Below are 22,132 nucleotides of genomic sequence, written 5' to 3'. Positions count from 1 at the left end.
CCTGCTGCGACCGCCGCGAGCGGCGGCCGCACTCCGCTTTTTACCAGGTGGCCTTCAGCGTCACGCCGGAAAACGCCGCGTAACCGTAGACCATCACGTAGTACGTGCCGCTCGGCGCACTGAAGGTGCAGGTCTCGGCATTGCCGCTCTTGTATGGGCGGCAGTCGTAGCTGCTGGTGGTCGGGCTGGATCCCTTCTTGACGTAGAGATCGACGTCGCCGGTCCCGCCGGAGGTGGCGATGGTCAGCGTGCTGGTACCCGAGGGCACGGTCACCGTGTAGTACAACTTGGCGCCGGTGGCACCGGACAGCCCCGTCACCGGTACCCCGTTCTGCAGCGCGGAACCACTGCCGCCGCTGCCGGTGCTGTAGGACGCCTTGACGGTGACGCCCGAATAGGCCGAATAGCCGTGCACCTTGAGGTAATAGGTGCCAGCCTGCGGCGAGGCCACCGTGCAGCTTTCGTTGTTGCCACTCTTGTAGGGCCGGCAATCGTAGCTGCTGGTCGTCGGCGCCGAGCCGAACTTGGTGTACAGATCTGCATCGCCGGTGCCTCCGGAGATGGACATCACCAGATTGGTGGCTCCGGCCGGGACCTTGATGAAATAGTCGTTGTCCGCGCCGGCCGCGCCGGACACGCCGGTCACCGCGACGTTGTTGGTGAGCTCCGTCGCCGTACCGCCACCCCCGCCGCCGCCGCCCGCACAGGAGACGCCGACGCCGCTGAAGGCGGTGGTCACCGCATTCTTGTCGTAGCCGAGGTCCTGCGCCGCCGACTCGACGCCACATGCACCGCTGTTGAACGTGCTGGTGGCCGTCCAGTAACTCTTGTTGGCCAGGGCGAATACCTGGAATGCCTTCTTGACGTCCCAGCCGCTGGTCTTGGCGAGCAGGCAGAAGGCCTTGTTGTACACGCCCGACGAATAGTGGACGTCCAGGCCCGAGGTGTAATTCGCCGCATTGTCGATCGAACCACCGTCCTGCGGCGGGTTGCACATGTAGCGCAGCGCATCGCCGATGCCCGCGCTGGTCTTGACGATGTCGCGCCCGACCAGGAAGTCGGCCGCGCCGCGGTCATAGAACTCCGCGGCCTCGCCGGCCATGTCCGAGTAGGCCTCGTTCATGCCGCCGGATTGGCCGCTATATTCCAGGTTGGAGTTCTGCTCGGTATAGCCGTGGCTGATCTCGTGGCTGGTGACGTCCAGTGATACCAGCGGATAAAACGTGCTGGCGCCGTCGCCGAAAAACATCGCGCTGCCGTCCCAGAACGCGTTCTCGTAATTGCTCTTGTAGTGCACGTTCATGCGCAGCTGCATGTTGAGCGGGGCCGCGCCGGTATAGGCCAGGTACATGTCGTGCACGACGCCGCCGAAATGGTGCGCGTCGTTGACCGGGGAATAGGCGCCGTTGATGGCGTCGGTATCGCTGTTGGGACAGGTGAAGCTGACGATCGATCCACCGCTGGAAGCATGGTTCAGGTTGTAGGTCACCACGTCGGTGTTCTGCAGCTTGCAGGTCGTCCCCGACTGGGTGACGTTGAGCGCCGGATAATCGGTGCCATAGAGATACTTGCCAGTCTTCTGGTTGCCGCCCGGACCGGTGGCCGAGGCATGGGTCAGGCCTTCCCAGCTCTTGATCACCTCGCCGGTGTTGGCATCGACGATCGCCGTCGGCCGACTGGGATGCTCGCCATAGACGACATAGGACACCCTATAGACCAGCCGCGGCGAGGCCCCGTCCTGGGGATAGATGAACAGTTCGGACTGCTCGTTGCCGAGCGTGGCGCCGGCCAGGAGCTGGGGGTGCGCATAGCCCTTGAGCGCGGCCAGGGCGTCGGATGCGGAGAGCTTGGGCGTCACCGACAGCGGCGCCAACTGGCTGGTCTCGATCTGCAGCAGGTCGCCGGTGGCGCGCAGCGCATTGCCGTTGGCATCCTGCACCACGGCGATGCTGCGGCCGTAGACCGGCACGCCCTTGTAGAGCTGCTGATGGCGAACGACCTTCTGGCCGTTGGCCAGGGGCACCGCGCTGCGCGGTAGCAGCGACATGTCCGCGCCCAGGTTCAATTTGCTCGCCAGATTGGCAACCGGCGTGCCGGCCAGGTTTTGCGCACGCAGGCTCTGCGTGGCGGCCGTCGCCATGGACGCGGTGGCCATGCCGATCGCCGCCACCAGTAGTTTCAAACGGATGCTGCTTGTCATCGATGGACTCTCCGGACATTCCTTGGGCGCGAGCGGTCCTGATGTGGCCACTCTTGAAGCCCCATGCGCTAGAAAGCCGTGCGACGCACGGCGCCTTGTACTTGGACAGGCGGCCCCGTGAAGCCCGCTCGCCACCTTCCCCTTTACGTCCTGTAAGGGCGGCGCCTGGGCTCAGGTGAGATCCCGGCAAGTCTTGCGGCTGTGGGACGCAAGACTCATCGGCACAGGACCATCCAGCGGCTCCCCGCCGCGGACTCTTGGACGATAGATGGCATGGAAGAACCCGTACAAGCCGGAATTTTTCCAAGCCGCGAGAACTGGCTCACAAGCCGCACATCCGGCCGGCCTGTCGCCGGGAAGCGTGCTTTCAGAGCATGCCGGTCTCGAGCTTGGCCGCCTCGGACATCATCGAGTGGTTCCAGGGCGGGTCGAAGACCAGATCGACATCGGCCGCCACGACCGTCGGCACGAGTTCGATCTTGGTGCGCGCATCGTCGACCAGGATGTCGCCCATGCCGCAGCCGGGCGCGGTCAGGGTCATCTTGACGTAGACCTTGCGCTGACCGGGCGCGACGGTTTCCAGGGAGACGTCATAGACCAGGCCGAGTTCGACGACGTTGATCGGGATTTCGGGATCGTAGACCGTGCGCAACTGCTGCCAGACCAGCTTCTCGACGTCCGCGTCGCTGGCGTCGGCGGGCAGTTCCAGCGGCGGCGGCGGTTCCTTGCCGAGCGCATCGGCGTCCTTGCCGGCGATGCGGAACAGGTTGCCGTCCACGAATACCGTGAAACTGCCGCCCAGGGCCTGGGTGATGTAACCCGTTTGACCGGCCGGCAGGGTGACGTGCTCGCCCTGCGGCACCATCACGGCGTCGCAGTCGCGGGTCAGGGTGAAAGGTTCACTGTTCAGGCTGAAGCCGCTCATGCCGGACCTTGGGGGAGTGTGAAAAAGGACGACGCGCCGCGCCGTCATCGGTCTATTGTGCCAAAGCGTGGATGTCTGGCCTCGCCGCGGCCGTCTCAAGCCCTGCGCGCTAACATGCGTGGCTTTGCCATCCAAAGGGGCGCCTGTGATGCAAAGTCAGCGAAGCCATGCGCGTTGGCGCGGCCTGCCGGGGGCGTGCCTGGGCGCCTTCGTGCTCAGCACCACCGCCGGCGCGCTGTGGATGCTGCCCACGCTCGCGCTGCTGCGGCCCTTGCCTTGGCTGGCGATTCCGGTCGGCTGGCTGCTCGGCGTGTCGATGCGGCGCTGGATTCAGCCGGCCGGCACGTTCAGCGCCGTGCTCGCCGCGTTGGCCCTGCTGCTCGCCGCGCTCTACGTGGCCGCCTTGACCGCGGCGGTGAAGATCGCCGCGATGATGGGACTCGGCCTCATCGAGACCCTCGTCCGTGCCGGCGCGCCGATGCTGCTGGCGCTCGGTCTGCATGGTCTGGCCTGGTCGGATCTGATCTGGTTCGCACTCGGCGCGGTCTGCGCCGCGCTGGCCGCGCGGCGTGGCTGATGCGTCGCAAAATCAGGCGTCCAGCGCCTTGATCGCCGCCACCAGCGCCGCCACCGCGCCCTGCGCGTCGCCGTAGAGCATGCGGGTGTTGTCGGCGTAGAACAGCGCGTTCTCGATGCCGGCGAAACCGGTGCCCTTGCCGCGCTTGATCACGATCACGTTCTTCGCGCTCGCCACGTCGAGGATGGGCATGCCGTAAATCGGCGAGGCCGGATCGGTCTTGGCCATCGGGTTGACCACGTCGTTGGCGCCGATCACCAGCGCGACGTCGGTGGCCGGAAACTCCGGGTTGATGTCTTCCATGTCGGCGATCAGGTCGTAGGGCACGCCGGCCTCGGCGAGCAGCACGTTCATGTGCCCGGGCATGCGGCCGGCCACCGGATGGATGGCGAACTTCACCTTCACCCCGCGCGCGATCAGGATCTGCGCCAGTTCCCACACCTTGTGCTGGGCCTGCGCCACCGCCATGCCGTAGCCGGGCACGATCACCACGCGCTCGGCGTAGGCCATCATCACCGCGGCGTCGGCGGCCTCGATCGGCTTCTGGCTGCCGGCGATCTCCTGTGCGGTCGCGCCGGCGGCGGCGCCGAAACTGCCGAACAGCACGTTGCCGAGCGAGCGATTCATCGCCCGGGCCATCAGCTGGGTGAGCAGCGTGCCGGCGGCGCCGACCACGGTACCGGCGATGATCATCGCCTCGTTCTGCAGCACGAAGCCCTCGAAGGCGACGGCCAGCCCGGTGAACGCGTTGTACAGCGAGATCACCACCGGCATGTCGGCGCCGCCGATCGGCAGCGTCATCAACAGCCCGAACACGAGCGCGAGCACGAAGAACACGACGATCAGCGGCAACTGCAAGCGACCGGCGACCAGCATGCCGCCCAGCACCAGCGCGGCGGCGAGCACGAGCAGATTGACCACGCGCTGGCCGGGGAACACGAAGCGCCGGTCCAGCCAGCCCTGCAGCTTGGCGAAGGCGATCAGCGAGCCGGAAAAGCTCACCGCGCCGATCAACGCGCCGAGCACCGCCAGCGCCAGCGGCGCGAGCGCCGGACCGCCGCCGCTGGCGGTGAACCGGTCGCCGTCGAGCAGGGTGACCGCCGCACCGGCGTAGCCGATCAGCTCCACCGCGCCGATCGCCGCCGCCGCGCCGCCGCCCATGCCGTTGTAGAGCGCGACCATCTGCGGCATCGCCGTCATCGCCACGCGCCGGCCCGACCACCAGGCCGCGACGACGCCGATCAGCACGGCGGCGAGGATCAGCCCGCGATGCTCGAGGCCCGGCAGCGCGAAAGTGGCCAGCACCGCCAGCAGCATGCCGATGCCGGCCCAGACGATGCCGCCGCGCGCGGTGCGCGGCGAGCTCATCCGCTTGAGCCCCAGGATGAACAGCAGCGCAGCGAGGAAATAGCACGCCTTGATGAGAGTCGGCAGCCAGTTCATCACTTGCCCTCCCGCCCGGCCGGCTTGCTCGACTTGAACATCTCCAGCATGCGCTCGGTCACCACGTAGCCGCCGGCCGCGTTGCCCGCGCCGAGCAGCACGCCGAGGAAACCGATGACCATGCCGAAGGTGGTCTGCGCATGCCCCAGCGCCACCATCGCGCCGACCAGCACGATGCCGTGAACGAAGTTGGAACCGGACATCAGCGGCGTGTGCAGGATCACCGGCACCCGCGCGATGATCTCGTAGCCGGTGAATGCGGCCAGCATGAAAATGTACAGCGCCAGGAAACCGTCGATCATGACCCCCACCTCGCTCAGGCACCGGACCCTGGCCGCATCATACGGTCGCAGGTCAACCCGTGCGACTGCCGCGCGTTCGTACGGGTGATTTTCCAGATGGAGCCTGCTGATGAGCGGAGCGACGCCGGCAGCGACGCTGCCATGAACGCCTGGGTTGGACTGCTGGACGAACCGCTGGCGGCCGCACAGGCCGTGCCGACCACGCTGGAGGCCTTTTTGGCCGGGATCGAGCGGCGCGCCTATCGCATGGCCGAACTCCATCTCGGCCATCGCGAGGACGCACTCGATGCCGTGCAGGACGCCATGCTGCGTCTGGTCCGGCACTACCGCGACAAGCCGCCGGAGGAATGGACGCCGCTGTTCTGGGGCATCCTGCGCCGGCGCATCGTCGACCTGCAGCGGCGGCGCAAGGTGCGTTCCATCGTGGTCGGCTGGCTCGGCGGCGGCCACGACGGCGACGGCGAGGAACTGCCGGCGTGGGACCCGGCCGACGAGGCGCCCGACCCCTTGCATCGGCTCGGCGATGCGCAATCCTATGCGGCGCTGGTCGAGGCCCTGCGCGCCCTGCCGCGCCGCCAGCGCGAGGCCTTCGTGCTGCGCATGCTGGAAGGACTGGACGTGGCGCAGACGGCCAAGGCCATGGGCTGCTCGGAAGGCAGCGTGAAAACCCATCTGTCGCGCGCCATGCAACACCTGCGCGACGCCCTGGAGGACTGGCGATGAATGCCCCGATGCCGCCCTTTGTCGAACGCGCCCGCGCCGCGTACCGCGCCGCCGCCCGGCAAGTGGACCCGGCCACCGCCGCCCGACTGCGCGCGGCGCGCCAGACCGCGTTGGCCGCGCCGCGTGCGGCGCCGGCCTGGTCGCGCCGCGTGCTGCTGCCGGCCGGCGCCTTCGCGGTACTCGCGCTCGCACTGGTGACGCTGTGGCCGAACATGCGCACGCCGCTGCCGGCCGCAAGTCCGGTCGCCGTCGGCGAGAGCGGCGAGGGCGAGCTGCCGCCCGATCCGGACAGCACCGATCCGGCGCTCTATCAGGACCTCGACTTCTACCGCTGGCTCGCCGCCAGCGGCCAGGGCGGGCGCTGAACTTCATGCCGGCACTTTGCGCACGTCCGGGCCTTGCAGCGGCGTTGGCCCTGCTGCTCGCGCTCGCCAGCCCCTCCGTGGCCGCGCAGACGATGCCGGCGCCGCCGCCGGCCGGGGAATCTCCGCCCCCGCCCCCGCCCCCGCCGCCCCGGCCGTGGCGGGCGCTCAGTCCGGCCGAACAGGACGTGCTCGCCCCGCTGCGCGATCAGTGGGACAGCCTGCCGCCCCGCCGGCAATCCCGCCTGCTCGAGCGCGCCCAGCACTGGTCCACCCTGCCGCCCGAGCAGCGCGAACGCATTCGCGAGCGGATCGAGCGCTGGGAACACATGACCCCGGAGCAACGGGCCACCGCGCACCGCAACCACCAGGCCTTCGAACGGCTCTCGCCGGAGGAACGCGAGCGGCTGCATGCCGCCTTCGAACGCTTCCAGCAACTGCCGCCCGAGGAACGTCAGCGCCTGCGGCAGGCATGGCGCGAACGGCACGGCCCGCCGCCCGGCGATCACGGCGCGATGCCGCCGCCCCCGCCGCCCGGCTCCGGACACGACCCGCCGCCTCCGCCGCCGGACGACCCGGCAGCGGACTGAAAACCACCCGCGCGCGCCGCTTTTTCAGCCCTTGAAGCGCAGCTCGCCGGCATGCGCAAGACAGGTCCGCTCGACGAGTTCGTCGGCGAAATCCGGCTGCAGGTGGCCGTCTTTGAGCAGCAGTTCCAGGAAGTTGAACAGGTTGCGTGCGTACATTTCCGAAGCATGCAGCGGCGCGCCCGCCGGCAGATTGAGCGGCCCGAGTATGCGCACATGGCCGTGGCTGACGCCTCCACCCGGACGGGTCAGCTCGCAATTGCCGCCGCTCTCGGCAGCCAGATCGACGATCAACGCGCCCGGCCGCATGCCTTCCACCATCGCCGCGGAAAGGATTTTGGGCGCCGGCCGACCAGGCACCGCGGCGGTGCCGATGACCACGTCCACGACCTTGAGGTGATCGGCCAGCGCCTGCTGCTGCGCGGCGCGCTCCTCGGCGGACAGTTCGCGCGCATAGCCGCCGCTGCCGGCGGCGCTGACGCCCAAGTCCAGAAACTTCGCACCGAGCGATTCCACCTGTTCGCGCGTCTCCGGCCGCACGTCGTAGCCCTCGACCTGGGCCCCCAGCCGGCGGGCGGTGGCGATCGCCTGCAGACCGGCCACGCCGGCGCCGATCACCAGCACGCGCGAGGGCCGGATGGTGCCTGCCGCGGTGGTCAGCATGGGAAAGAACTTCGGGCACGCCTCGGCGGCGATCAACGTGGCGCGGTAACCGGCCACCGCCGCCTGCGAACTCAGCACGTCCATGGCCTGGGCGCGGGTGGTGCGCGGCAGGAGTTCCAGCGCGAACGCGGTGAGCCTGCGGCGGTTCAGCGCCTCGATCCGCGCCGCCGCGCCGTAGGGCCGCAACTGGCCGAACACGACCGCGCCCTCGCGCAGCTGCGCATAGACCGCATCCTCGGGCGGCAACACGCAGGCGAGCACATCGGCCTGCGCCAGCACCTCGGCGGCCGTGGCAAACGCGGTCTCCGCGTAGGCCTCGTCCGGAAAACCGGCGGCCTCGCCGGCGCCGCGTTCGAGCAGCACCGACAACCCGCGCGCACGCAGCTTGCGCGCCACCTCCGGGGTGATCGCCACCCGGCGCTCGCCGGCGGCGGTTTCTCGCAATGCGGTCACGGTGATCGGCATCGATGCGTCCTCAACGCTTGGAACCGATGCGCATCCTAGCCCCAAGGCCGCCGCCGGCGCAGCGGCGCGGCTAGACTGGCCTGCCCTCGTCCCAATGAGCGTGCCCTCATGTCCGATCCGGATGCCGACGCCCTGCTCGCCCTGGCCCGCCTGGCGCGCCAGCACGCCTTCGCGCCTTATTCGGGCTTTGCCGTCGGCGCGGTGGTAGCAACCCGCGACGGACGCCGGTTTTCCGGCTGCAATGTGGAAAACGCCGCCTACGGCCTGTGCCATTGCGCCGAGCGCACCGCGCTGTTCGCCGCCATCGCCGCCGGCTGCAAACCGGGCGATTTCGCCGCGCTGGCGGTGATCGCCGACACCGCCGAGCCGGTGAGCCCCTGCGGCGCCTGTCGGCAGGTGCTGGCGGAACTGTGCGACGCCGCGATGCCGGTGATACTCGGCAACCTGCGCGGCGAGCGCCGATCGACCACGGCAGGCGCGCTGCTGCCGGACGCGTTCCGGCTGAAAAGCGCCACGTCCCGGTAACATCGCCGGCCCGTAGAACTTGCAAGGAACCCGCATGCCTCTTCCTGCCGCCTTCGAGCTGCTTCGGCAGCGCCGCTCCGTGCCGGCGCGCCAGCTCACCGCACCCGCGCCAGAGGGCGATGAACGCCGCGCCCTGCTGGAGGCCGCGGTGCGCGTGCCCGACCATGGCAAGCGCGTGCCGTTCCGGCTGATCGTGCTGGAGGGCGCGGCCAAGACCGAATTCGGCGAACGCCTCGCCCGGATCGCCGCGGCCCGCGATCCCGACGCCTCGGTCGCGCGCCAGGCCAAGGAACGCGAACGCTATGCGCATGCCCCGCTGGTGCTGGTGGTGGTGGCGCGCATCGAACCGGACGGCAAGATCCCCGAGAGCGAGCAGCTCTTGAGCGCCGGCTGCGTGGCCTACAACCTGCTGCTCGGCGCAGAGGCGCTCGGTTATGGCGCGCAATGGCTGACCGGCTGGGCCGCCTACGACGCCGAGGTCGCCGCCCTGCTCGGCCTGGCCGCGAACGAGCGCATCATCGGCTTCGTGCACATCGGCACGCCGCGTGCATCGGCGCCCGAACGCGCGCGGCCCGCGCTCGAGCGCGTGGTCACGGGCTGGACGCCGCCGCATTGAAAAACGCCATGCCGGCGGCGCATCTCATCGACGGCAGCCTGTACGTCTTCCGCGCCTGGCACGCGCTGCCGGACTCGTTGCGCGACGAGGACGGCGAGCCGGTCAACGCGGTGCACGGCTTCGCCCGCTTCCTGTGCGAACTCCTGGAACGGACGCAGCCCACCCATGTGGCGGTGGCCTTCGATGCGGCGCTGACCTGCTCGTTCCGCAACGCCATCTATCCGGCCTACAAGGCCAACCGCGCGCTGCCGCCGCCGGCCCTCGAGCGGCAGTTCGTGCGCTGCCGCGAGCTGCTCCAGGCCTTGGGCGTGCCGGTGCTGGTCGACCACGCCTACGAGGCGGACGACCTCATCGGCAGCGCGTTGTGGAGCCTGCGGGCGCACGGACACGGGGCGGTGATCGTCTCGGCCGACAAGGATTTCGGCCAGCTGCTCGGCCCGCATGACGAGCAGTGGGATTTCGCCCGTGGCCTGCGCTGGGGTGCCGCCGGCGTGCACGCGCGGCTTGGCGTGCATCCGCACCAGGTGGCCGATTACCTTGCCCTGTGCGGCGATGCGGTGGACAACATTCCCGGCGTGCCCGGCATCGGCGCACGCACCGCGGCCGCCCTGCTCGCCCATTTCGGCAGCCTGGACGCGCTGCTCGACCGGCTCGCGGAAGTCCCGACGCTGCCGCTGCGCGGCGCCGCGGCCTGCGCCGCGCGGCTGGCCGAGCACGCCGAGGCCGCGCTGTTGTACCGGCGTCTGACCCGCATCGCCCTGGATGCACCGGTGCCTGCTGAAGCCGACGCGCTGCGGCGCCGGCAGGGCGACGAAGAACGGCTGCAGGCGCTCTGCGCGCAGCTTCGCTTGGGGCCCCACAGCCGGGCACGACTCGAATGGCTTGCCGGCGTCGTCCCGGCCGCGGCCTGCTGAAGACTGCCTGGCGCAAAAAAGGCGCGAACGGGCGTCTTCAGTAGCGTTCGCGCAGAGCGTGACGCAGCCGCGCCGGCCAGTCGACGCCGGTGTCGCCGACGGCCAGGAATTCCGGGTTGGTGAGCGAATCGCGGGTGTTGTAGCGCAGCGGCCGACCGGTCAGGTCGAGCACCGCGCCGCCGGCTTCCTCCAGCACGCATTGCGCCGCGGCGGTATCCCACTCGCTGGTCTCGCCCAGCCGCAGATAGAGATCGGCCTGGCCGCGCGCGATCAGGCAGAACTTGAGCGAGGACCCGAGCGGCAGGGCGACGTAATCGGTGCCGAGCAGGTCGGCGAGCATGGCGTGGGTGTCCGCGCCGTGCGAACGGCTGCCGGCGACCACCGGCGGATGGGCCAAGGGCCGCGTGCGCAGCGGCTGCCAGGGCGGCTCGGCTTGGCCCTCGCCCAGGGCCGGGGCCTGCTGCAGCCAGACACCGCCGCCGCGCCGCGCCAGATACAGGCTGCCGTCGACCGGCGCCAGCACCACGCCGAGCGCCGGCTGGTGATCCTCGACCAGGGCGATGTTGACGGTGAATTCGCCATTGCGCTTGACGAACTCGCGGGTGCCGTCCAGCGGATCGACGAGGAAATAGCGACGCCAGTGCCGGCGTTCTTCCCACGGCGGCAGCACCGCCTCCTCCGAAACCACCGGCACGCCGGGCGCGAGCGCATCCAGCCCCGCGAGAATGACCCGCTGCGCGGCCAGATCCGCGGCGGTCAGCGGCGAGGCGTCGAGCTTGCGCGTGACCGAGAAATCGCCGCGGTAGACCTCGAGGATGGCCTCGCCGGCGCGGCGGGCGAGATCGGCCAGGGCTCGCAGCTCGGCGTCGGGCACTCGCTTCACGGGCGGAAGCGCCCGGCCAGGTATTCGCGGGCCATGAACAGGGCGGCGATCGAACGGCCGTCGCTGACGTCCGCGCGGCCGAGCAGCGTGTGCAGCTCGGAGAGCCGCCACGGCACCACTTCGAGCTCCTCCGGCTCATCGCCGGGCAACCGCTCGGGATAGAGCTCCTGCGCCAGCACGACGTGCGCGCGATTGGTCATGTACGACGGCGAGAGCACCAGCTCGTGCAGCGGCGTGAGCCGGCGCGCGCCATAGCCGACCTCCTCCTTGAGCTCGCGGTTCGCGCCCTGTTCCACCGTCTCGCCCGGATCGAGCCGGCCCTTGGGCAGGCCGAGCTCGTAGCGGTCCACGCCGGCGGCGTACTCGCGCACCAGCAGCACGGTATCCGCATCCAGCATGGGCACCACGATCACCGCGCCCGGCCCCTCGCCGGTCAGGCGCTCGAAGGTGCGCCGCTCGCCGTTGGAGAACTCGAGGTCGATCTGCTCGGCGCGCAGGAAGCGGCTGGGGCCGACGTCGCGGACGGCATGGATGATGGGAGGCTTGCGCATCGGCCGATTGTAGCCCGCGTCGCGCGCGGCGCCTTCAGCACGACCGCGGTGCCGCGCGCAGGCGCGCCAGTGCCTGCGCATGCAGTGCCGGCACCCCGGCCAGCACGCTGCGGGTGGCCAGCCCCGGCGGCTGGCCGTCGAGATCGGTGAAGATGCCGCCGGCCTCGCGCACGATCACCGCCAGCGCGGCGACGTCCAGGACGTGCACGTCCGACTCCAGCACCAGATCGAGCGCGCCGCGCGCGAGCAGGTGGTAATGGCAGAAATCGCCATAGCCACGGATACGGTCGACCGTGCGCACCAGTTCACCGAAGGCCGCCCAGCGCGCATCGGCGGCGAGCGACTTGATGTTGCCGGTGGACAGCGCCGCCTGCTCCAGACGCGCGGTATCGGCCACCGTGACGCGCCGGCCGTCGAGCCAGGCACCCATGCCGCGCGCGGCCCACATCGTCTCGCCGTAGACCGGCGCGCAGGACACGCCGAGCACCAGCTCGCCCGCCTCCATCAGCGCGATCTGGGTGGAAAAGAACGGCGTGCGGCGGACGAAGCTCTTGGTGCCGTCCAGCGGATCGACCAGCCACAGCAGATGCTCGTTGCCGCTGCGGCCGTATTCCTCGCCGTAGATGCCGGCCTCCGGCAAGGCGCGCGCGAGCACCGCGCGGATCGCCTGCTCGGCCTCGCGGTCGGCCTGCGTCACCGGCGTGGCATCGCTCTTCCACTCCACCGCCACGCCGCTCTGCCAGTGGCGAAGGATCACCTGCGCGGCGGCCTGCGCGGCGGCGCGGGCGGCTTCAAGGGCGTGTGCGAGACGTTCGACGTGCATTCATGGCTCCGATGGCAGTTGTGCCAGGCCGCCGGCACGGGCGAGATGGACGACGCCGTGCGCATCGGCCGGACCGAGACCGGCCAGCCAACGCGCGAGCGCCGGATCCTGGCGACGCGCGGCGAGCTTCGCACCGATCAGCCAGCCTAGCGGGGAAAGCATCGCCGTGCCGCGTGCCGCCAGCGGCCCGTCGCCGGTATCGGCAAAGGCGATACGCACCACGCCGGCCTGGGCCTCGAGCCGGGCGTCCAGCTCGCCCAGGGCGAGCGGCCCGTCGGCCGTCCGCACGCCGGCCGCCTGCCAGCGGGCATGCCCGTCAAGGGCGAGCGGCCAGCCACCCGCGAGCAGCAAGTCATCGAGATCGAGCGACAGCCGCCCCGTCGGCGTACCGCCGAGTGCCGGCAGCGCGGGCACGAGGCCGTCGAGCGCCAGGCGCAGGGACACTTCCCGCCAGCAGGTCCGGCCCTCTTGCGCCGGCTCGCGTCGCGCCGCGAGTTCCAGCGCGGGTGAACCCGCCGTCAGCGCGAACGCCGGCCGGCCGAGCAGCAGCCGCCGCGAGAGCCGCCAATGCACGTCGCGGAAGGTCGGCCCGCCCGCCAGCACCAGCGCCTGCGCCCGGCCCTGCCAGAGCGTGCCGCCGACGCCGACCAGCGCCACGCCGGGCAGCCGGTGGGCGGCCCAGGCCCAGACCCAGCGCGCCGGCACGCCGACGAGTACCCCTATGCCGCAGAGGACGAATGCCAGCCCGACTCGCCAGGGCCAGCGACGGCGCGGCCTCAAGCCCACGCGCGGCCGTCCACTGGCTTGCCGGCCACACACGGCGGGGAGCGCGAGGCGCCGAGAGGCTTGAAATTTTCCCCGACCATCGCGATTGGGCGATAATGCACGATTGAACTTTCCTTCCCATGCCGGCGCGAGGCGTTGTCGCCCGCCGGCGCCACCGGAGCACGCATGCAGTACATCTACACCATGAACGGGGTGAGCAAGATCGTTCCCCCGAAGCGCCAGATCATCAAGGACATCTCGCTCAGCTTCTTTCCCGGCGCCAAGATCGGGTTGCTGGGCTTGAACGGCGCGGGCAAGTCCACGGTGCTGCGCATCATGGCCGGCGTGGATACGGATTTCCAGGGCGAGGCGCGGCCGCAACCGGGCATCAAGGTCGGCTATCTGCCGCAGGAGCCGGAGCTCGACCCGGACAAGACCGTGCGCGAGGTGGTCGAGGAAGGCGTCGCCCACATCATCAACGCGCAGAAGCGGCTGGACGAGGTCTATGCCGCCTACGCCGAGGAAGGCGCCGATTTCGACAAGCTCGCCGCCGAGCAGCAGGAGCTCGAAAACCTCCTCGCGGTGCACGATGCCCACACCCTGGAGCGCCAGCTCGAAGTCGCCGCCGACGCGCTGCGACTGCCGCCGTGGGACGCGAAGATCGGTCCGCTCTCCGGCGGCGAGAAGCGCCGCGTCGCATTGTGCCGGCTGCTGTTGTCCAAGCCGGACATGCTGCTCTTGGACGAGCCCACCAACCACCTCGACGCCGAGTCGGTGGAGTGGCTGGAGCACTTCCTCAAGGATTATCCCGGCACCGTGGTCGCGGTCACCCACGACCGCTACTTCCTGGACAACGCCGCCGAGTGGATCCTCGAGCTCGACCGCGGCCGCGGCATCCCGTGGAAGGGCAACTACAGCGAGTGGCTGGAGCAGAAGGACCAGCGCCTCAAGCAGGAGGCGCAGCAGGAAAAGGCGCGCCAGAAGGCGATCGAGAAGGAACTGGAATGGGTGCGCTCGGCCGCCAAGGGCCGCCAGTCCAAGGGCAAGGCGCGCCTCAACCGCTTCGAGGAACTGAACTCGGTCGAATACCAGCGCCGCAACGAGACCAACGAGATCTTCATCCCGCCGGGCGAGCGGCTCGGCAACGAGGTGATCGAGTTCAAGAACGTGTCCAAGTCCTTCGGCGACCGCCTGTTGATCGACAACCTGTCGTTCAGGGTGCCGCCGGGTGCCATCGTCGGCGTGATCGGCCCCAACGGCGCCGGCAAGTCCACGCTGTTCAAGATGATCACCGGCGTGGAGAAGCCCGACGCCGGCGAGGTCAAGATCGGCCACACGGTCAAGCTCGCCTACGTCGACCAGTCGCGCGGCGCGCTCAACCCGAAGAACAACGTGTGGCAGGAAATCTCCGGCGGGCTGGACATCCTCACCATCGGCAACTTCGAGATCCAGTCGCGCGCCTACATCGGCCGCTTCAACTTCAAGGGCACCGACCAGCAGAAGATCGTCGGCAACCTTTCCGGTGGTGAGCGCGGCCGGCTGCACTTGGCCAAGACGCTGCTGCAGGGCGGCAACGTGCTGCTGCTCGACGAGCCCTCCAACGACCTCGACGTGGAAACCCTGCGCGCGCTGGAAGAGGCGCTGCTCGAGTTCCCCGGCTGCGCGATGGTGATCTCGCACGACCGCTGGTTTCTGGACCGCATCGCCACCCACATCCTCGCCTTCGAGGGCGATTCGCACGTGGAGTTCTTCCCTGGCAACTACAACGAATACGAAGCCGACAAGAAGCGCCGCCTGGGCGAGGATGCCGGCCCGCACCGGGTGAAGTTCAAGAAGCTGGCCTGACGGGCACGCGCCCCGGCCAAGCGCAGACGACCGGCCGGGGCGGGCGCAGAGCCCCCCCTGCGAAGCCTGCGCGGGTCCCGCTCGCGCAGCACCCGCCATCAAGAGGAACCCGCGATGAGTTTCATGCAGTCCCTGCGTCAGGCCTGGGCGCGCAGCGGCTCGCTGCTGTGTGTCGGGCTCGACCCGGAGCCGGCGCGCTTCCCGGCGCACCTGCGCGAACGGCCGGACGCGGTGTTCGCCTTCTGCGCGGCGATCGTCGATGCCACCGCCGACCTGGTCTGCGCGTTCAAGCCGCAGATCGCGCACTTTGCCGCCCTGCGTGCCGAGGACGCGCTGGAACGCCTGATCGCGCACATCCATGACGCGCACCCGGGCGTGCCGGTGATCCTCGATGCCAAGCGCGGCGACATCGGCTCCACCGCACGCCACTACGCGAGCGAGGCGTTCGAGCGCTACCGCGCCGACGCGGTGACGCTCAATCCCTATCTTGGCCGCGATTCGGTCGAACCGTTTCTGGAACGTGCCGACAAGGGCGCGATCCTGCTCTGCCGCACCTCCAATCCGGGCGGCGCGGATTTCCAGGCCCTCGATTGCGGCGGCGAACCCTTGTACCTGCGCGTGGCCGAGACCATCGCCCGCGACTGGAACGCCCACGGCAACTGCGCGCTGGTGGTCGGCGCGACCTGGCCGGAGGAACTGGGCAAGGTGCGCGCCCGCGTCGGCACGATGCCGCTACTGGTGCCCGGCATCGGCGCGCAAGGCGGCGACGTGGCCGCCGTGCTGCGCCACGGCCTCGACGCCGACGGCAATGGCCTCATCATCAGCGCCTCGCGCGCCGTGCTCTATGCCGGCGACGGCGAGGATTTCGCCGCCGCGGCACGGGAAGCCGCACGGACGCTGCGGGAGGCCATCGCCGCGGGGCGTTGATCGCGCACGTCGCAGCGTTCAATCGTCGCCGGCTTCGCGATCGGGAAACAACACCTCGGTGAAACCGAACTTGGCAAAGTCGGTGATGCGCGAGGGATACAGCCGACCGATCAAATGGTCGCATTCGTGCTGCACCACGCGCGCGTGGAAGCCTTCGGCGGTGCGGTCGATCAGCGCGCCGGCCGGATCCAGGCCCTGGTAGCGGATCAGCGAAAAGCGGTTCACCGCCCCGCGCAGCCCCGGTACCGAAAGGCAGCCTTCCCAGCCCTCCTCCATGTCCTGCGACAGCGGCGTGATCTGCGGGTTGATGAGGATCGTCCGCGGCACCGGCGGCGCCTCCGGATAGCGCTCGGAGCGCTCGAAACCGAAGATCACCAACTGCAGGTCCACGCCGATCTGCGGCGCCGCCAGGCCCACGCCGCCGGCCGCGTGCATGGTGTCGAACATGTCCCCGATCAGCGCATTGAGCTCGGCGCTGCCGAACATTCCATCGGGCACCGGCGCGGCGATGCGCAAGAGGCGTGGATCGCCCATCTTGAGGATCTCGCGGATCATTGGCTTGCGGCCCTCCTCGGCTACCGTCCAGACCAGAAACAAGATGGCGGCACGCGCCACGCGCGCAAGCCCTGCATCATCAATGCCGGCGACTACCGCGATCGGCGTCGCCCTCGAACACGATGCCGTGCTTGTTCATCCGGTAGGCGAGCTGCGGACGGGTCATGCCAAGGGTACGCGCCGCCTGGCTCAGGTTGCCGCCGGCGCGACGCACGGCCAGCTCGATCAGCCGCGGCTCGAGTTCATCGAGCTTGACGGTGCTGTCGAGCAGCGCCTGCACCAGCGTCTCCAGATCCGCGCCCGGGATGGCGGCCGCTTCGCTTCCGGCCATCGCCGGGGCCGCGCGCGTCGGTGCCGGCGGACCGGACGTGGCACCCGGATCGATGTGCTTTAAATCGATGCGTTCGTGTGGCTCGAGCAGGATGACGCTGCGCTCGATGGTGTTCCGCAGTTCGCGCACGTTGCCGGGCCAGTCGTAGGCCACCAGCGCCTTCATCGCACGGCTGGTGATGCCGGGCATACGTTTGTCGTGGCGGGCGCAGGCCTCCGCCAGAAAGTGCTCCACGAGAGGCTCGATGTCCTCGCGGCGTTCGCGCAGCGGCGGGATGCGTACCGGATAGATATTGAGCCGGTAGTAGAGATCGGCGCGGAAACGGCCCTCGGCGACCGCCTGCGCGAGGTCGACGTTGGTCGCCGCCACCAGCCGCACGTCGGCGTGCCGCGTGGTCTGGTCGCCGACCCGCTCGAATTCGCCCTCCTGCAACACGCGCAGTACCTTGGCCTGTGCGGCGGGTGAAAGCTCGCCGACCTCGTCCAGGAACAGGGTGCCGCCATCGGCCCGCTCGAAGCGGCCCAGACGCGACTGCTGCGCGCCGGTGTAGGCGCCCTTTTCGACACCGAACAGCTCCGCCTCGATGAGCTCGTCGGGGATGGCCGCGCAATTCATGGCAACGAAGGGTGCCTCGGCACGCGGACTGTGCCGATGCAATGCCTGCGCATACATCTCCTTGCCGACCCCGGTCTCGCCGAGCAGCAGCACACTCACCTTGCTCTGCGCGGCCTTGCGGACCATGCGCCAGCTTTCGCGAAAGGCGCTCGAGATGCCGATCATGCCCTCCTGTGTCTCGCGCCTTTCCAGCGAACGGCGCAGTCGTCGCACCTCGTCCTGCAGTTCCGCAAACTGGCCGGCGAAGTCCTGCGGCTGGTAGCAGGCCAGTTCATCGTCGATCGCGTTGCCCCAATCGGCCACCGGACGGCCGACCACCCGGCAGTGCGCATCGCCGCGTCCGCGGCACTCGAGCTCGCGATAGATGATCGGCCGTCCCATCAATTCCGAGGTGTAGCCGGAGGCATAGCCGAGCTGCATCCAACAGGCCGGCGCATCACCGGTGCCAAACAATTCCAGATGCAACGCGGCCTCATAGGAATCCTCCCAGACGAATTCGCCGTGATAGGTGCCGCGGACGATGTCGATCTCCAGATGCCGGGGCACGACGTGCACCACGCCTTCCAGCGCATGCAACTGCGGCCCCACGCTGAGCAGTTCCGCGTCGCTGGCCTCGGGCAGCCGACACCGCACCATCGCCGCATCGCCACGGCCTGCCGCATACCCCATGCGCACCAGCATGCCGCGCGCGCGATCGGTGCCCAGGCTCTCGATCAGCTCGCGCCGCAGCGCGCCCATCGCGCCGGCATGCAGCAGCACCATGCGCTGCCCTTCCAACACGATGTGCCCAGGCCGGAAAGCCAGCTTGAAGCGGGCGGCGAGCTCGGGCAGCGGATAGAAGCTGATCCTGGAAGACATGGCGACCTCGCGTTTGTCCATATGATCAAATCTTCCCGTCGGGTCGATCATATCGTTATTTTTCGTTTTATCGAAATTTTTGCTGCTGGCGCAGCAAAGTGCTTGTTACTCAATGCGTTAGGAATTGGCACGGGATGTGCTTAAGACGTCCACCCCCCGATGGCACGCACATCCTCCATGCAAGCTTCCGCCCTGCAGCCCTCGATACACGTCCTGCGCCGCCATGCCAATGGCTTCGTGGAATTCGAGTTCTCGCCCGGCGATCCGGACCTGTACCTGGAAATGGTGTTGCCGGCGGGCGCCTTCGAAGAGTTCTGCAATCGCCACGATGCCGCCCTGCTCGATGCCACGGAACAGGCAAGACGCCTCGCCGGCCGCTGTAAATGGCATACCGCCGGCTTGTGAACACCCACCGACCCCGTCTGGATCCTTAAGCACCCATGAGTATCGACATCAAGACCGCTGCGCTGGAGCCCTCGCGCCATACCTTTGGCCATGTGGCACGGCGCCTGGGCGCCGACAAACCGGCCTCACGCTACCTGGAAGCGACCTACGACCTGCAGTGCACCACCATCTTCCATTACCGGCCGCTGTGGGATCCGCAACACGAGATTTATGACCCGCGCAGGACCGCCATCGTGATGGCGGACTGGTATGCCTTTCTGGATCCCCGGCAGTACTACTACGCCACCTGGATCCAGACGCGGGCGCGCCAGCAGGAGGTGATGGAGAGTCATTTCGCCTTTGCCGAAAAGCATCGCCTGCTGGAGATGCTCGACGCATCCCAGCAGCAGCGCATCACGCAGCTACTGGTACCGCTCCGGCATGTCGAATATGGCGCCAATCTCAACAACTGCTACATCACTGCCTTTGGTTACGGGGCCGCACTGACCCAGGCCAGCATGTTCGCCACCATCGACCGCCTGGGCATCGCCCAATACCTGTCGCGCCTCGGACTGGCGCTGGATGGCAACACGGGCAGCAGCCTCGATGCGGCAAAGACCATGTGGACGCAAGCGCCGGCATGGCAGCCGCTGCGCCGCCTGGTCGAGGACCTCTGGGTCATCGAGGATTGGTTCGAGCTCTTCGTGGCGCAGAACCTTGCTCTCGATGGCCTGCTCTATCCGCTGGTGTATGAGCGCCTCGCCGCGATCTTCTCGCGCGAGCACGGACCGGTATTGGCCATGCTGACCGGCTTCATGGGCGAATGGTATGCCGAAGCCACGCGCTGGGTGGATGCCATGCTCAAGACAGCGGTTGCCGAAGCGGACGGCAATCGCCGGCAGCTCGAGGACTGGCTCGAGCAGTGGGGTGCCCGTGCACGCGAGGCATTGCTGCCGCTTGCCGAACAGGCTTTCGCCGACGACGCGCCAGAGGTGATGCAGGAACTGCACCAAAGCCTGACCGCACGCGCCGCCCGGCTCGGCATCGTCCCGCACCAGGAGCCGACATGACCAACAACACCGTTTTCATCGCCCTGCAGAACAACGAAGAGGCGCGACCGCTGGTCGAGGCACTGGCCGCCGACAACAGCCATGCCATCGTGCAGCACTACCCGGGCATGGTGAAGATCGATGCACCCGGACGGCTGGTGCTGCGCCGGGCCACCGTGGAAAGCCTGACCGGCGGCCGCTGGAATCCGCAGGACCTGCACATCTGCCTGATTTCGCTCTCCGGCAACATTTTTGAAGACGAAGACGAATTCGTGCTCGAACGCCGCTAGGCGCCAACCGGAAAACCCGAACATGACCAACAAACGCATGAGTCTGCGCGAGAAATACACCCGACTGACCCGTGACCTCGCCTGGGAGCCGAGTTACCAGCCAAGGTCCCGGATTCATCCGCAGACTGCTTTCGAAGGCATCCATATCCATGACTGGGATCAATGGGAGGATCCGTTCCGCCTGACCGTGGACGCTTATTGGAAGTACCAGGCCGAGAAAGAGCGCAAGCTCTACGCGATCATCGATGCCTTCGCCCAGAACAACGGCCAGCTCAACGTCAGCGATGCGCGCTATATCAACGCGCTGAAGATCTTCCTCACCGCGGTCACCCCGCTCGAATACGAGGCCCATCGCGGTTTCGCACGGATCGGCCGCCAGTTTGCCGGCCCCGGCCCGCAGGTGGCCTGCCAGATGCAGGCGATCGACGAGCTGCGCCACGCGCAGACCGAGATCCATACCCTGAGCCAGTACAACAAGTATTTCCATGGCTTCCACGACTGGACGCACATGTTCGAACGCGTCTGGTATCTCTCGGTGCCCAAGTCGTGGATCGACGACGTGCATTCGTCCGGACCGTTCGAATTCGTCGCCGCGATCTCTTTCAGCTTCGAATACGTACTGACCAATCTGCTGTTCATGCCGTTCATGTCCGGGGCCGCCTACAACGGCGACATGGCCACGGTCACCTTCGGCTTTTCCGCCCAGTCCGACGAATCCCGGCACATGACCCTGGGGCTGGAAGTGATCAAGTTCATGCTCGAGCAGGACGAGCGCAACGTACCGGTGGTCCAGCGCTGGCTGGACAAATGGTTCTGGCGCAGCTATCGGCTGCTCAGCCTGGTCTCGATGATGATGGACTACATGCTGCCCAAGCGCGTGATGTCCTGGAAGGAAGCCTGGGAAATCTATTTCGAACAGAACGGTGGCGCGCTGTTCGAGGACCTCTCCCGTTATGGCATCCGCACACCCAAATATGCCGAGGTGGCGGTCAAGGAGAAGGACCACGTCTCGCACCAGCTGTGGTCCACCTTCTATGGCGTGGGCTTTGCCACCGCCTTCCACACCTGGATCCCGGAACCGGAGGAGCTGGATTGGCTGTCGTCGAAGTACCCACAGACGTTCGACCGCTACTACCGCCCGCGCTGGGAGTTCTGGAAGAACTACCGTGCCGAACATGGCCGCTGGTTCAGCGCCGGATTGCCGATGCTGTGCCAGGTCTGCCAGATCCCGCTGGTCTTCACCGAACCGGACGACCCCACCCGCCTGTGCCACCGCAGCAGCCAATACGAAGGCGACCGCTACCACTTCTGCTCGGACGGCTGCAAGGACATCTTCGACCAGGAGCCGGAAAAGTACGTCCAGGCCTGGCTGCCGGTGCATCAGATCTTCCAGGGCCACTGCGGTGGTGCCGAGATTTCACAGGTCCTCGAGTGGTATCGCATCGTCGACGGGGTGGACAACAAGGACTATGCCGACTCGCCCGACCGGATCAATTGGCTGCGCTGGAAGGGACGGGCGGACGCGGACGCCGCCACCAGCGATGCCTTGACCCCGCAATGAGGTGCTGCCATGCCCGTACGCGCGATGTATGACTACAAATTCGAGCCGCGCGACCGGCTCGAACACTTCCACGGCAATCAGCTTCTGTATCTGGAATGGCAGCGCCATTTGCTGTTTGCCTTTCCGATGTGCGTGCCGGTGCCGCCGGACCTGCCCTTTGGCGCGGTGATGAAAGAGATCCTGCCCAGCCTGTATGGCAGCCACCCGGACTGGGCCCGAGTGCGCTGGGATGCGGTGGACTGGGAGCTGGACGGCGCCGTCTTCCAACCCGCCCCGGAGCGCGGTCTGGCCGCCCAGGGCATCGGCCACAAATCCTTCCTACGTTTCACCGCCCGGGGCCTCGACGGCCTGGGCGGTCAGGCGCTATGACCTGCCCTGGTAAGGAGACTTGCA

General features: G+C 68.3%; 25 protein-coding genes. 14 read left to right on the top strand and 11 right to left on the bottom strand.

All coding sequences use genetic code 11. The features are described 5' to 3' along the window. Positions 1 to 40 precede the first annotated feature (40 nt). On the bottom strand, positions 41 to 2,200 hold the full coding sequence (locus tag ALSL_RS04545; RefSeq protein ID WP_126536862.1) for a M4 family metallopeptidase: 2,160 nt from the start codon (positions 2,198 to 2,200) through the stop codon (positions 41 to 43). A 367-nt stretch (positions 2,201 to 2,567) separates the two neighbouring features. Then, on the bottom strand, positions 2,568 to 3,125 hold the full coding sequence (gene sufT, locus ALSL_RS04540) for a putative Fe-S cluster assembly protein SufT (protein ID WP_126536860.1): 558 nt from the start codon (positions 3,123 to 3,125) through the stop codon (positions 2,568 to 2,570). A gap of 148 nt (positions 3,126 to 3,273) precedes the next feature. Between sufT and ALSL_RS04535 the strand changes: the two genes are divergently transcribed. Further along, entirely contained in the window at positions 3,274 to 3,702 is a 429-nt protein-coding gene (locus ALSL_RS04535) for a hypothetical protein (protein ID WP_231700294.1), read from the top strand. Positions 3,703 to 3,714: 12 nt separating this feature from the next. Here the strand turns inward: ALSL_RS04535 and ALSL_RS04530 are convergent, their stop codons facing one another. Continuing rightward, the gene (locus ALSL_RS04530; protein WP_126536858.1) at positions 3,715 to 5,145 is read right to left on the bottom strand and encodes an NAD(P)(+) transhydrogenase (Re/Si-specific) subunit beta; all 1,431 of its coding nucleotides are present in this window, start codon (positions 5,143 to 5,145) and stop codon (positions 3,715 to 3,717) included. Continuing rightward, complete coding sequence (locus ALSL_RS04525) at positions 5,145 to 5,447, bottom strand: NAD(P) transhydrogenase subunit alpha part 2 (protein WP_126536856.1); 303 nt, start codon at positions 5,445 to 5,447, stop codon at positions 5,145 to 5,147. Before ALSL_RS04525 ends, ALSL_RS04530 begins: the two co-directional genes overlap by 1 nt. A gap of 141 nt (positions 5,448 to 5,588) precedes the next feature. Here ALSL_RS04525 and ALSL_RS04520 point away from each other — a divergent pair, with 141 nt between their 5' ends. Genes ALSL_RS04520 through ALSL_RS04510 form a run of 3 tightly spaced genes read left to right on the top strand, consistent with a single transcriptional unit; the run spans position 5,589 to position 7,122 of the window. Continuing rightward, positions 5,589 to 6,170 (top strand): RNA polymerase sigma factor, encoded by a 582-nt coding sequence (locus ALSL_RS04520; RefSeq protein ID WP_126536854.1) that lies wholly within the window; start codon positions 5,589 to 5,591, stop codon positions 6,168 to 6,170. After that, entirely contained in the window at positions 6,167 to 6,535 is a 369-nt protein-coding gene (locus ALSL_RS04515; protein WP_126536852.1) for a hypothetical protein, read from the top strand. The genes ALSL_RS04520 and ALSL_RS04515 overlap by 4 nt, the downstream gene beginning before the upstream one ends. A gap of 44 nt (positions 6,536 to 6,579) precedes the next feature. Next, positions 6,580 to 7,122: a DUF3106 domain-containing protein gene (locus ALSL_RS04510; protein WP_231700293.1), complete on the top strand. Its 543-nt coding sequence runs from the start codon at positions 6,580 to 6,582 to the stop codon at positions 7,120 to 7,122. Between the two features lie 24 nt (positions 7,123 to 7,146). Here ALSL_RS04510 and ALSL_RS04505 read toward each other — a convergent pair whose 3' ends face one another. Further along, positions 7,147 to 8,247 (bottom strand): NAD(P) transhydrogenase subunit alpha, encoded by a 1,101-nt coding sequence (locus ALSL_RS04505; protein WP_126536848.1) that lies wholly within the window; start codon positions 8,245 to 8,247, stop codon positions 7,147 to 7,149. Positions 8,248 to 8,355: 108 nt separating this feature from the next. On the opposite strand from ALSL_RS04505, the gene cdd reads away from it, so the two are divergent. The 3 genes from cdd to ALSL_RS04490 are packed head-to-tail and all read left to right on the top strand — an operon-like array spanning position 8,356 to position 10,302. Next, positions 8,356 to 8,772 (top strand): cytidine deaminase, encoded by a 417-nt coding sequence (gene cdd, locus ALSL_RS04500; RefSeq protein WP_126536846.1) that lies wholly within the window; start codon positions 8,356 to 8,358, stop codon positions 8,770 to 8,772. Positions 8,773 to 8,806: 34 nt separating this feature from the next. Continuing rightward, on the top strand, positions 8,807 to 9,388 hold the full coding sequence (locus tag ALSL_RS04495) for a nitroreductase family protein (RefSeq protein ID WP_126536844.1): 582 nt from the start codon (positions 8,807 to 8,809) through the stop codon (positions 9,386 to 9,388). 8 nt (positions 9,389 to 9,396) lie between these two features. Then, complete coding sequence (locus ALSL_RS04490) at positions 9,397 to 10,302, top strand: 5'-3' exonuclease (protein WP_126536842.1); 906 nt, start codon at positions 9,397 to 9,399, stop codon at positions 10,300 to 10,302. Between the two features lie 37 nt (positions 10,303 to 10,339). On the opposite strand, the gene cysQ is transcribed toward ALSL_RS04490, so the two are convergent. Genes cysQ through gspN form a run of 4 tightly spaced genes read right to left on the bottom strand, consistent with a single transcriptional unit; the run spans position 10,340 to position 13,345 of the window. Further along, the gene (gene cysQ, locus ALSL_RS04485) at positions 10,340 to 11,185 is read right to left on the bottom strand and encodes a 3'(2'),5'-bisphosphate nucleotidase CysQ (protein ID WP_126536840.1); all 846 of its coding nucleotides are present in this window, start codon (positions 11,183 to 11,185) and stop codon (positions 10,340 to 10,342) included. Then, the gene (nudE, locus tag ALSL_RS04480; protein ID WP_126536838.1) at positions 11,182 to 11,736 is read right to left on the bottom strand and encodes an ADP compounds hydrolase NudE; all 555 of its coding nucleotides are present in this window, start codon (positions 11,734 to 11,736) and stop codon (positions 11,182 to 11,184) included. Before nudE ends, cysQ begins: the two co-directional genes overlap by 4 nt. A 34-nt stretch (positions 11,737 to 11,770) precedes the next feature. Continuing rightward, the gene (locus ALSL_RS04475; protein WP_126536836.1) at positions 11,771 to 12,559 is read right to left on the bottom strand and encodes an inositol monophosphatase family protein; all 789 of its coding nucleotides are present in this window, start codon (positions 12,557 to 12,559) and stop codon (positions 11,771 to 11,773) included. After that, positions 12,560 to 13,345: a type II secretion system protein N gene (gspN, locus tag ALSL_RS04470; RefSeq protein ID WP_161970932.1), complete on the bottom strand. Its 786-nt coding sequence runs from the start codon at positions 13,343 to 13,345 to the stop codon at positions 12,560 to 12,562. A 165-nt stretch (positions 13,346 to 13,510) separates the two neighbouring features. Here gspN and ettA point away from each other — a divergent pair, with 165 nt between their 5' ends. Both ettA and pyrF read left to right on the top strand, forming a co-directional pair. Beyond that, on the top strand, positions 13,511 to 15,169 hold the full coding sequence (gene ettA / locus ALSL_RS04465; RefSeq protein WP_126536832.1) for an energy-dependent translational throttle protein EttA: 1,659 nt from the start codon (positions 13,511 to 13,513) through the stop codon (positions 15,167 to 15,169). Positions 15,170 to 15,283: 114 nt separating this feature from the next. Further along, a complete protein-coding gene (gene pyrF, locus ALSL_RS04460) occupies positions 15,284 to 16,096 on the top strand; it encodes an orotidine-5'-phosphate decarboxylase (protein ID WP_126536830.1) in 813 nt (270 codons plus the stop codon). A gap of 18 nt (positions 16,097 to 16,114) precedes the next feature. On the opposite strand, the gene def is transcribed toward pyrF, so the two are convergent. Both def and ALSL_RS04450 read right to left on the bottom strand, forming a co-directional pair. Beyond that, the gene (gene def, locus ALSL_RS04455) at positions 16,115 to 16,651 is read right to left on the bottom strand and encodes a peptide deformylase (RefSeq protein ID WP_126540028.1); all 537 of its coding nucleotides are present in this window, start codon (positions 16,649 to 16,651) and stop codon (positions 16,115 to 16,117) included. Positions 16,652 to 16,730: 79 nt separating this feature from the next. Continuing rightward, entirely contained in the window at positions 16,731 to 18,455 is a 1,725-nt protein-coding gene (locus ALSL_RS04450) for a sigma-54-dependent Fis family transcriptional regulator (protein WP_126536828.1), read from the bottom strand. A 177-nt stretch (positions 18,456 to 18,632) separates the two neighbouring features. Between ALSL_RS04450 and ALSL_RS04445 the strand changes: the two genes are divergently transcribed. The 5 genes from ALSL_RS04445 to ALSL_RS04425 are packed head-to-tail and all read left to right on the top strand — an operon-like array spanning position 18,633 to position 22,108. Beyond that, positions 18,633 to 18,860 carry a phenol hydroxylase subunit gene (locus ALSL_RS04445; RefSeq protein ID WP_126536826.1) on the top strand — a complete coding sequence of 76 codons (228 nt, stop codon included), beginning with the start codon at positions 18,633 to 18,635 and terminating at the stop codon, positions 18,858 to 18,860. Between the two features lie 35 nt (positions 18,861 to 18,895). Next, the gene (locus tag ALSL_RS04440; RefSeq protein WP_126536824.1) at positions 18,896 to 19,909 is read left to right on the top strand and encodes an aromatic/alkene monooxygenase hydroxylase subunit beta; all 1,014 of its coding nucleotides are present in this window, start codon (positions 18,896 to 18,898) and stop codon (positions 19,907 to 19,909) included. After that, positions 19,906 to 20,178: an MmoB/DmpM family protein gene (locus ALSL_RS04435; RefSeq protein ID WP_126536820.1), complete on the top strand. Its 273-nt coding sequence runs from the start codon at positions 19,906 to 19,908 to the stop codon at positions 20,176 to 20,178. The genes ALSL_RS04440 and ALSL_RS04435 overlap by 4 nt, the downstream gene beginning before the upstream one ends. 22 nt (positions 20,179 to 20,200) lie before the next feature. After that, positions 20,201 to 21,739, top strand: a complete 1,539-nt coding sequence (locus tag ALSL_RS04430; protein WP_126536818.1) for an aromatic/alkene/methane monooxygenase hydroxylase/oxygenase subunit alpha — start codon at positions 20,201 to 20,203, stop codon at positions 21,737 to 21,739. A 9-nt stretch (positions 21,740 to 21,748) separates the two neighbouring features. After that, positions 21,749 to 22,108, top strand: a complete 360-nt coding sequence (locus tag ALSL_RS04425; protein WP_126536816.1) for a phenol hydroxylase subunit P4 — start codon at positions 21,749 to 21,751, stop codon at positions 22,106 to 22,108. Positions 22,109 to 22,132: the final 24 nt, after the last annotated feature.

The organism is Aerosticca soli (assembly GCF_003967035.1).
In the GTDB taxonomy this organism is placed as follows: Bacteria; Pseudomonadota; Gammaproteobacteria; order Xanthomonadales; family Rhodanobacteraceae; genus Aerosticca; species Aerosticca soli.
This window is presented reverse-complemented; position numbering and strand designations above follow the sequence as displayed.

Bases quoted from the DNA above. Each gene is read 5' to 3' on its own strand.
- ALSL_RS04545 (WP_126536862.1), bottom strand. From the start codon at position 2,200: ATGACAAGCAGCATCCGTTTGAAACTACTGGTGGCGGCGATCGGCATG.
- sufT (WP_126536860.1), bottom strand. From the start codon at position 3,125: ATGAGCGGCTTCAGCCTGAACAGTGAACCTTTCACCCTGACCCGCGAC.
- ALSL_RS04535 (WP_231700294.1), top strand. From the start codon at position 3,274: ATGCAAAGTCAGCGAAGCCATGCGCGTTGGCGCGGCCTGCCGGGGGCG.
- ALSL_RS04530 (WP_126536858.1), bottom strand. From the start codon at position 5,145: ATGAACTGGCTGCCGACTCTCATCAAGGCGTGCTATTTCCTCGCTGCG.
- ALSL_RS04525 (WP_126536856.1), bottom strand. From the start codon at position 5,447: ATGATCGACGGTTTCCTGGCGCTGTACATTTTCATGCTGGCCGCATTC.
- ALSL_RS04520 (WP_126536854.1), top strand. From the start codon at position 5,589: ATGAACGCCTGGGTTGGACTGCTGGACGAACCGCTGGCGGCCGCACAG.
- ALSL_RS04515 (WP_126536852.1), top strand. From the start codon at position 6,167: ATGAATGCCCCGATGCCGCCCTTTGTCGAACGCGCCCGCGCCGCGTAC.
- ALSL_RS04505 (WP_126536848.1), bottom strand. From the start codon at position 8,247: ATGCCGATCACCGTGACCGCATTGCGAGAAACCGCCGCCGGCGAGCGC.
- cdd (WP_126536846.1), top strand. From the start codon at position 8,356: ATGTCCGATCCGGATGCCGACGCCCTGCTCGCCCTGGCCCGCCTGGCG.
- ALSL_RS04495 (WP_126536844.1), top strand. From the start codon at position 8,807: ATGCCTCTTCCTGCCGCCTTCGAGCTGCTTCGGCAGCGCCGCTCCGTG.
- ALSL_RS04490 (WP_126536842.1), top strand. From the start codon at position 9,397: ATGCCGGCGGCGCATCTCATCGACGGCAGCCTGTACGTCTTCCGCGCC.
- nudE (WP_126536838.1), bottom strand. From the start codon at position 11,736: ATGCGCAAGCCTCCCATCATCCATGCCGTCCGCGACGTCGGCCCCAGC.
- ALSL_RS04475 (WP_126536836.1), bottom strand. From the start codon at position 12,559: ATGCACGTCGAACGTCTCGCACACGCCCTTGAAGCCGCCCGCGCCGCC.
- ettA (WP_126536832.1), top strand. From the start codon at position 13,511: ATGCAGTACATCTACACCATGAACGGGGTGAGCAAGATCGTTCCCCCG.
- pyrF (WP_126536830.1), top strand. From the start codon at position 15,284: ATGAGTTTCATGCAGTCCCTGCGTCAGGCCTGGGCGCGCAGCGGCTCG.
- def (WP_126540028.1), bottom strand. From the start codon at position 16,651: ATGATCCGCGAGATCCTCAAGATGGGCGATCCACGCCTCTTGCGCATC.
- ALSL_RS04450 (WP_126536828.1), bottom strand. From the start codon at position 18,455: ATGTCTTCCAGGATCAGCTTCTATCCGCTGCCCGAGCTCGCCGCCCGC.
- ALSL_RS04445 (WP_126536826.1), top strand. From the start codon at position 18,633: ATGCAAGCTTCCGCCCTGCAGCCCTCGATACACGTCCTGCGCCGCCAT.
- ALSL_RS04440 (WP_126536824.1), top strand. From the start codon at position 18,896: ATGAGTATCGACATCAAGACCGCTGCGCTGGAGCCCTCGCGCCATACC.
- ALSL_RS04435 (WP_126536820.1), top strand. From the start codon at position 19,906: ATGACCAACAACACCGTTTTCATCGCCCTGCAGAACAACGAAGAGGCG.
- ALSL_RS04430 (WP_126536818.1), top strand. From the start codon at position 20,201: ATGACCAACAAACGCATGAGTCTGCGCGAGAAATACACCCGACTGACC.
- ALSL_RS04425 (WP_126536816.1), top strand. From the start codon at position 21,749: ATGCCCGTACGCGCGATGTATGACTACAAATTCGAGCCGCGCGACCGG.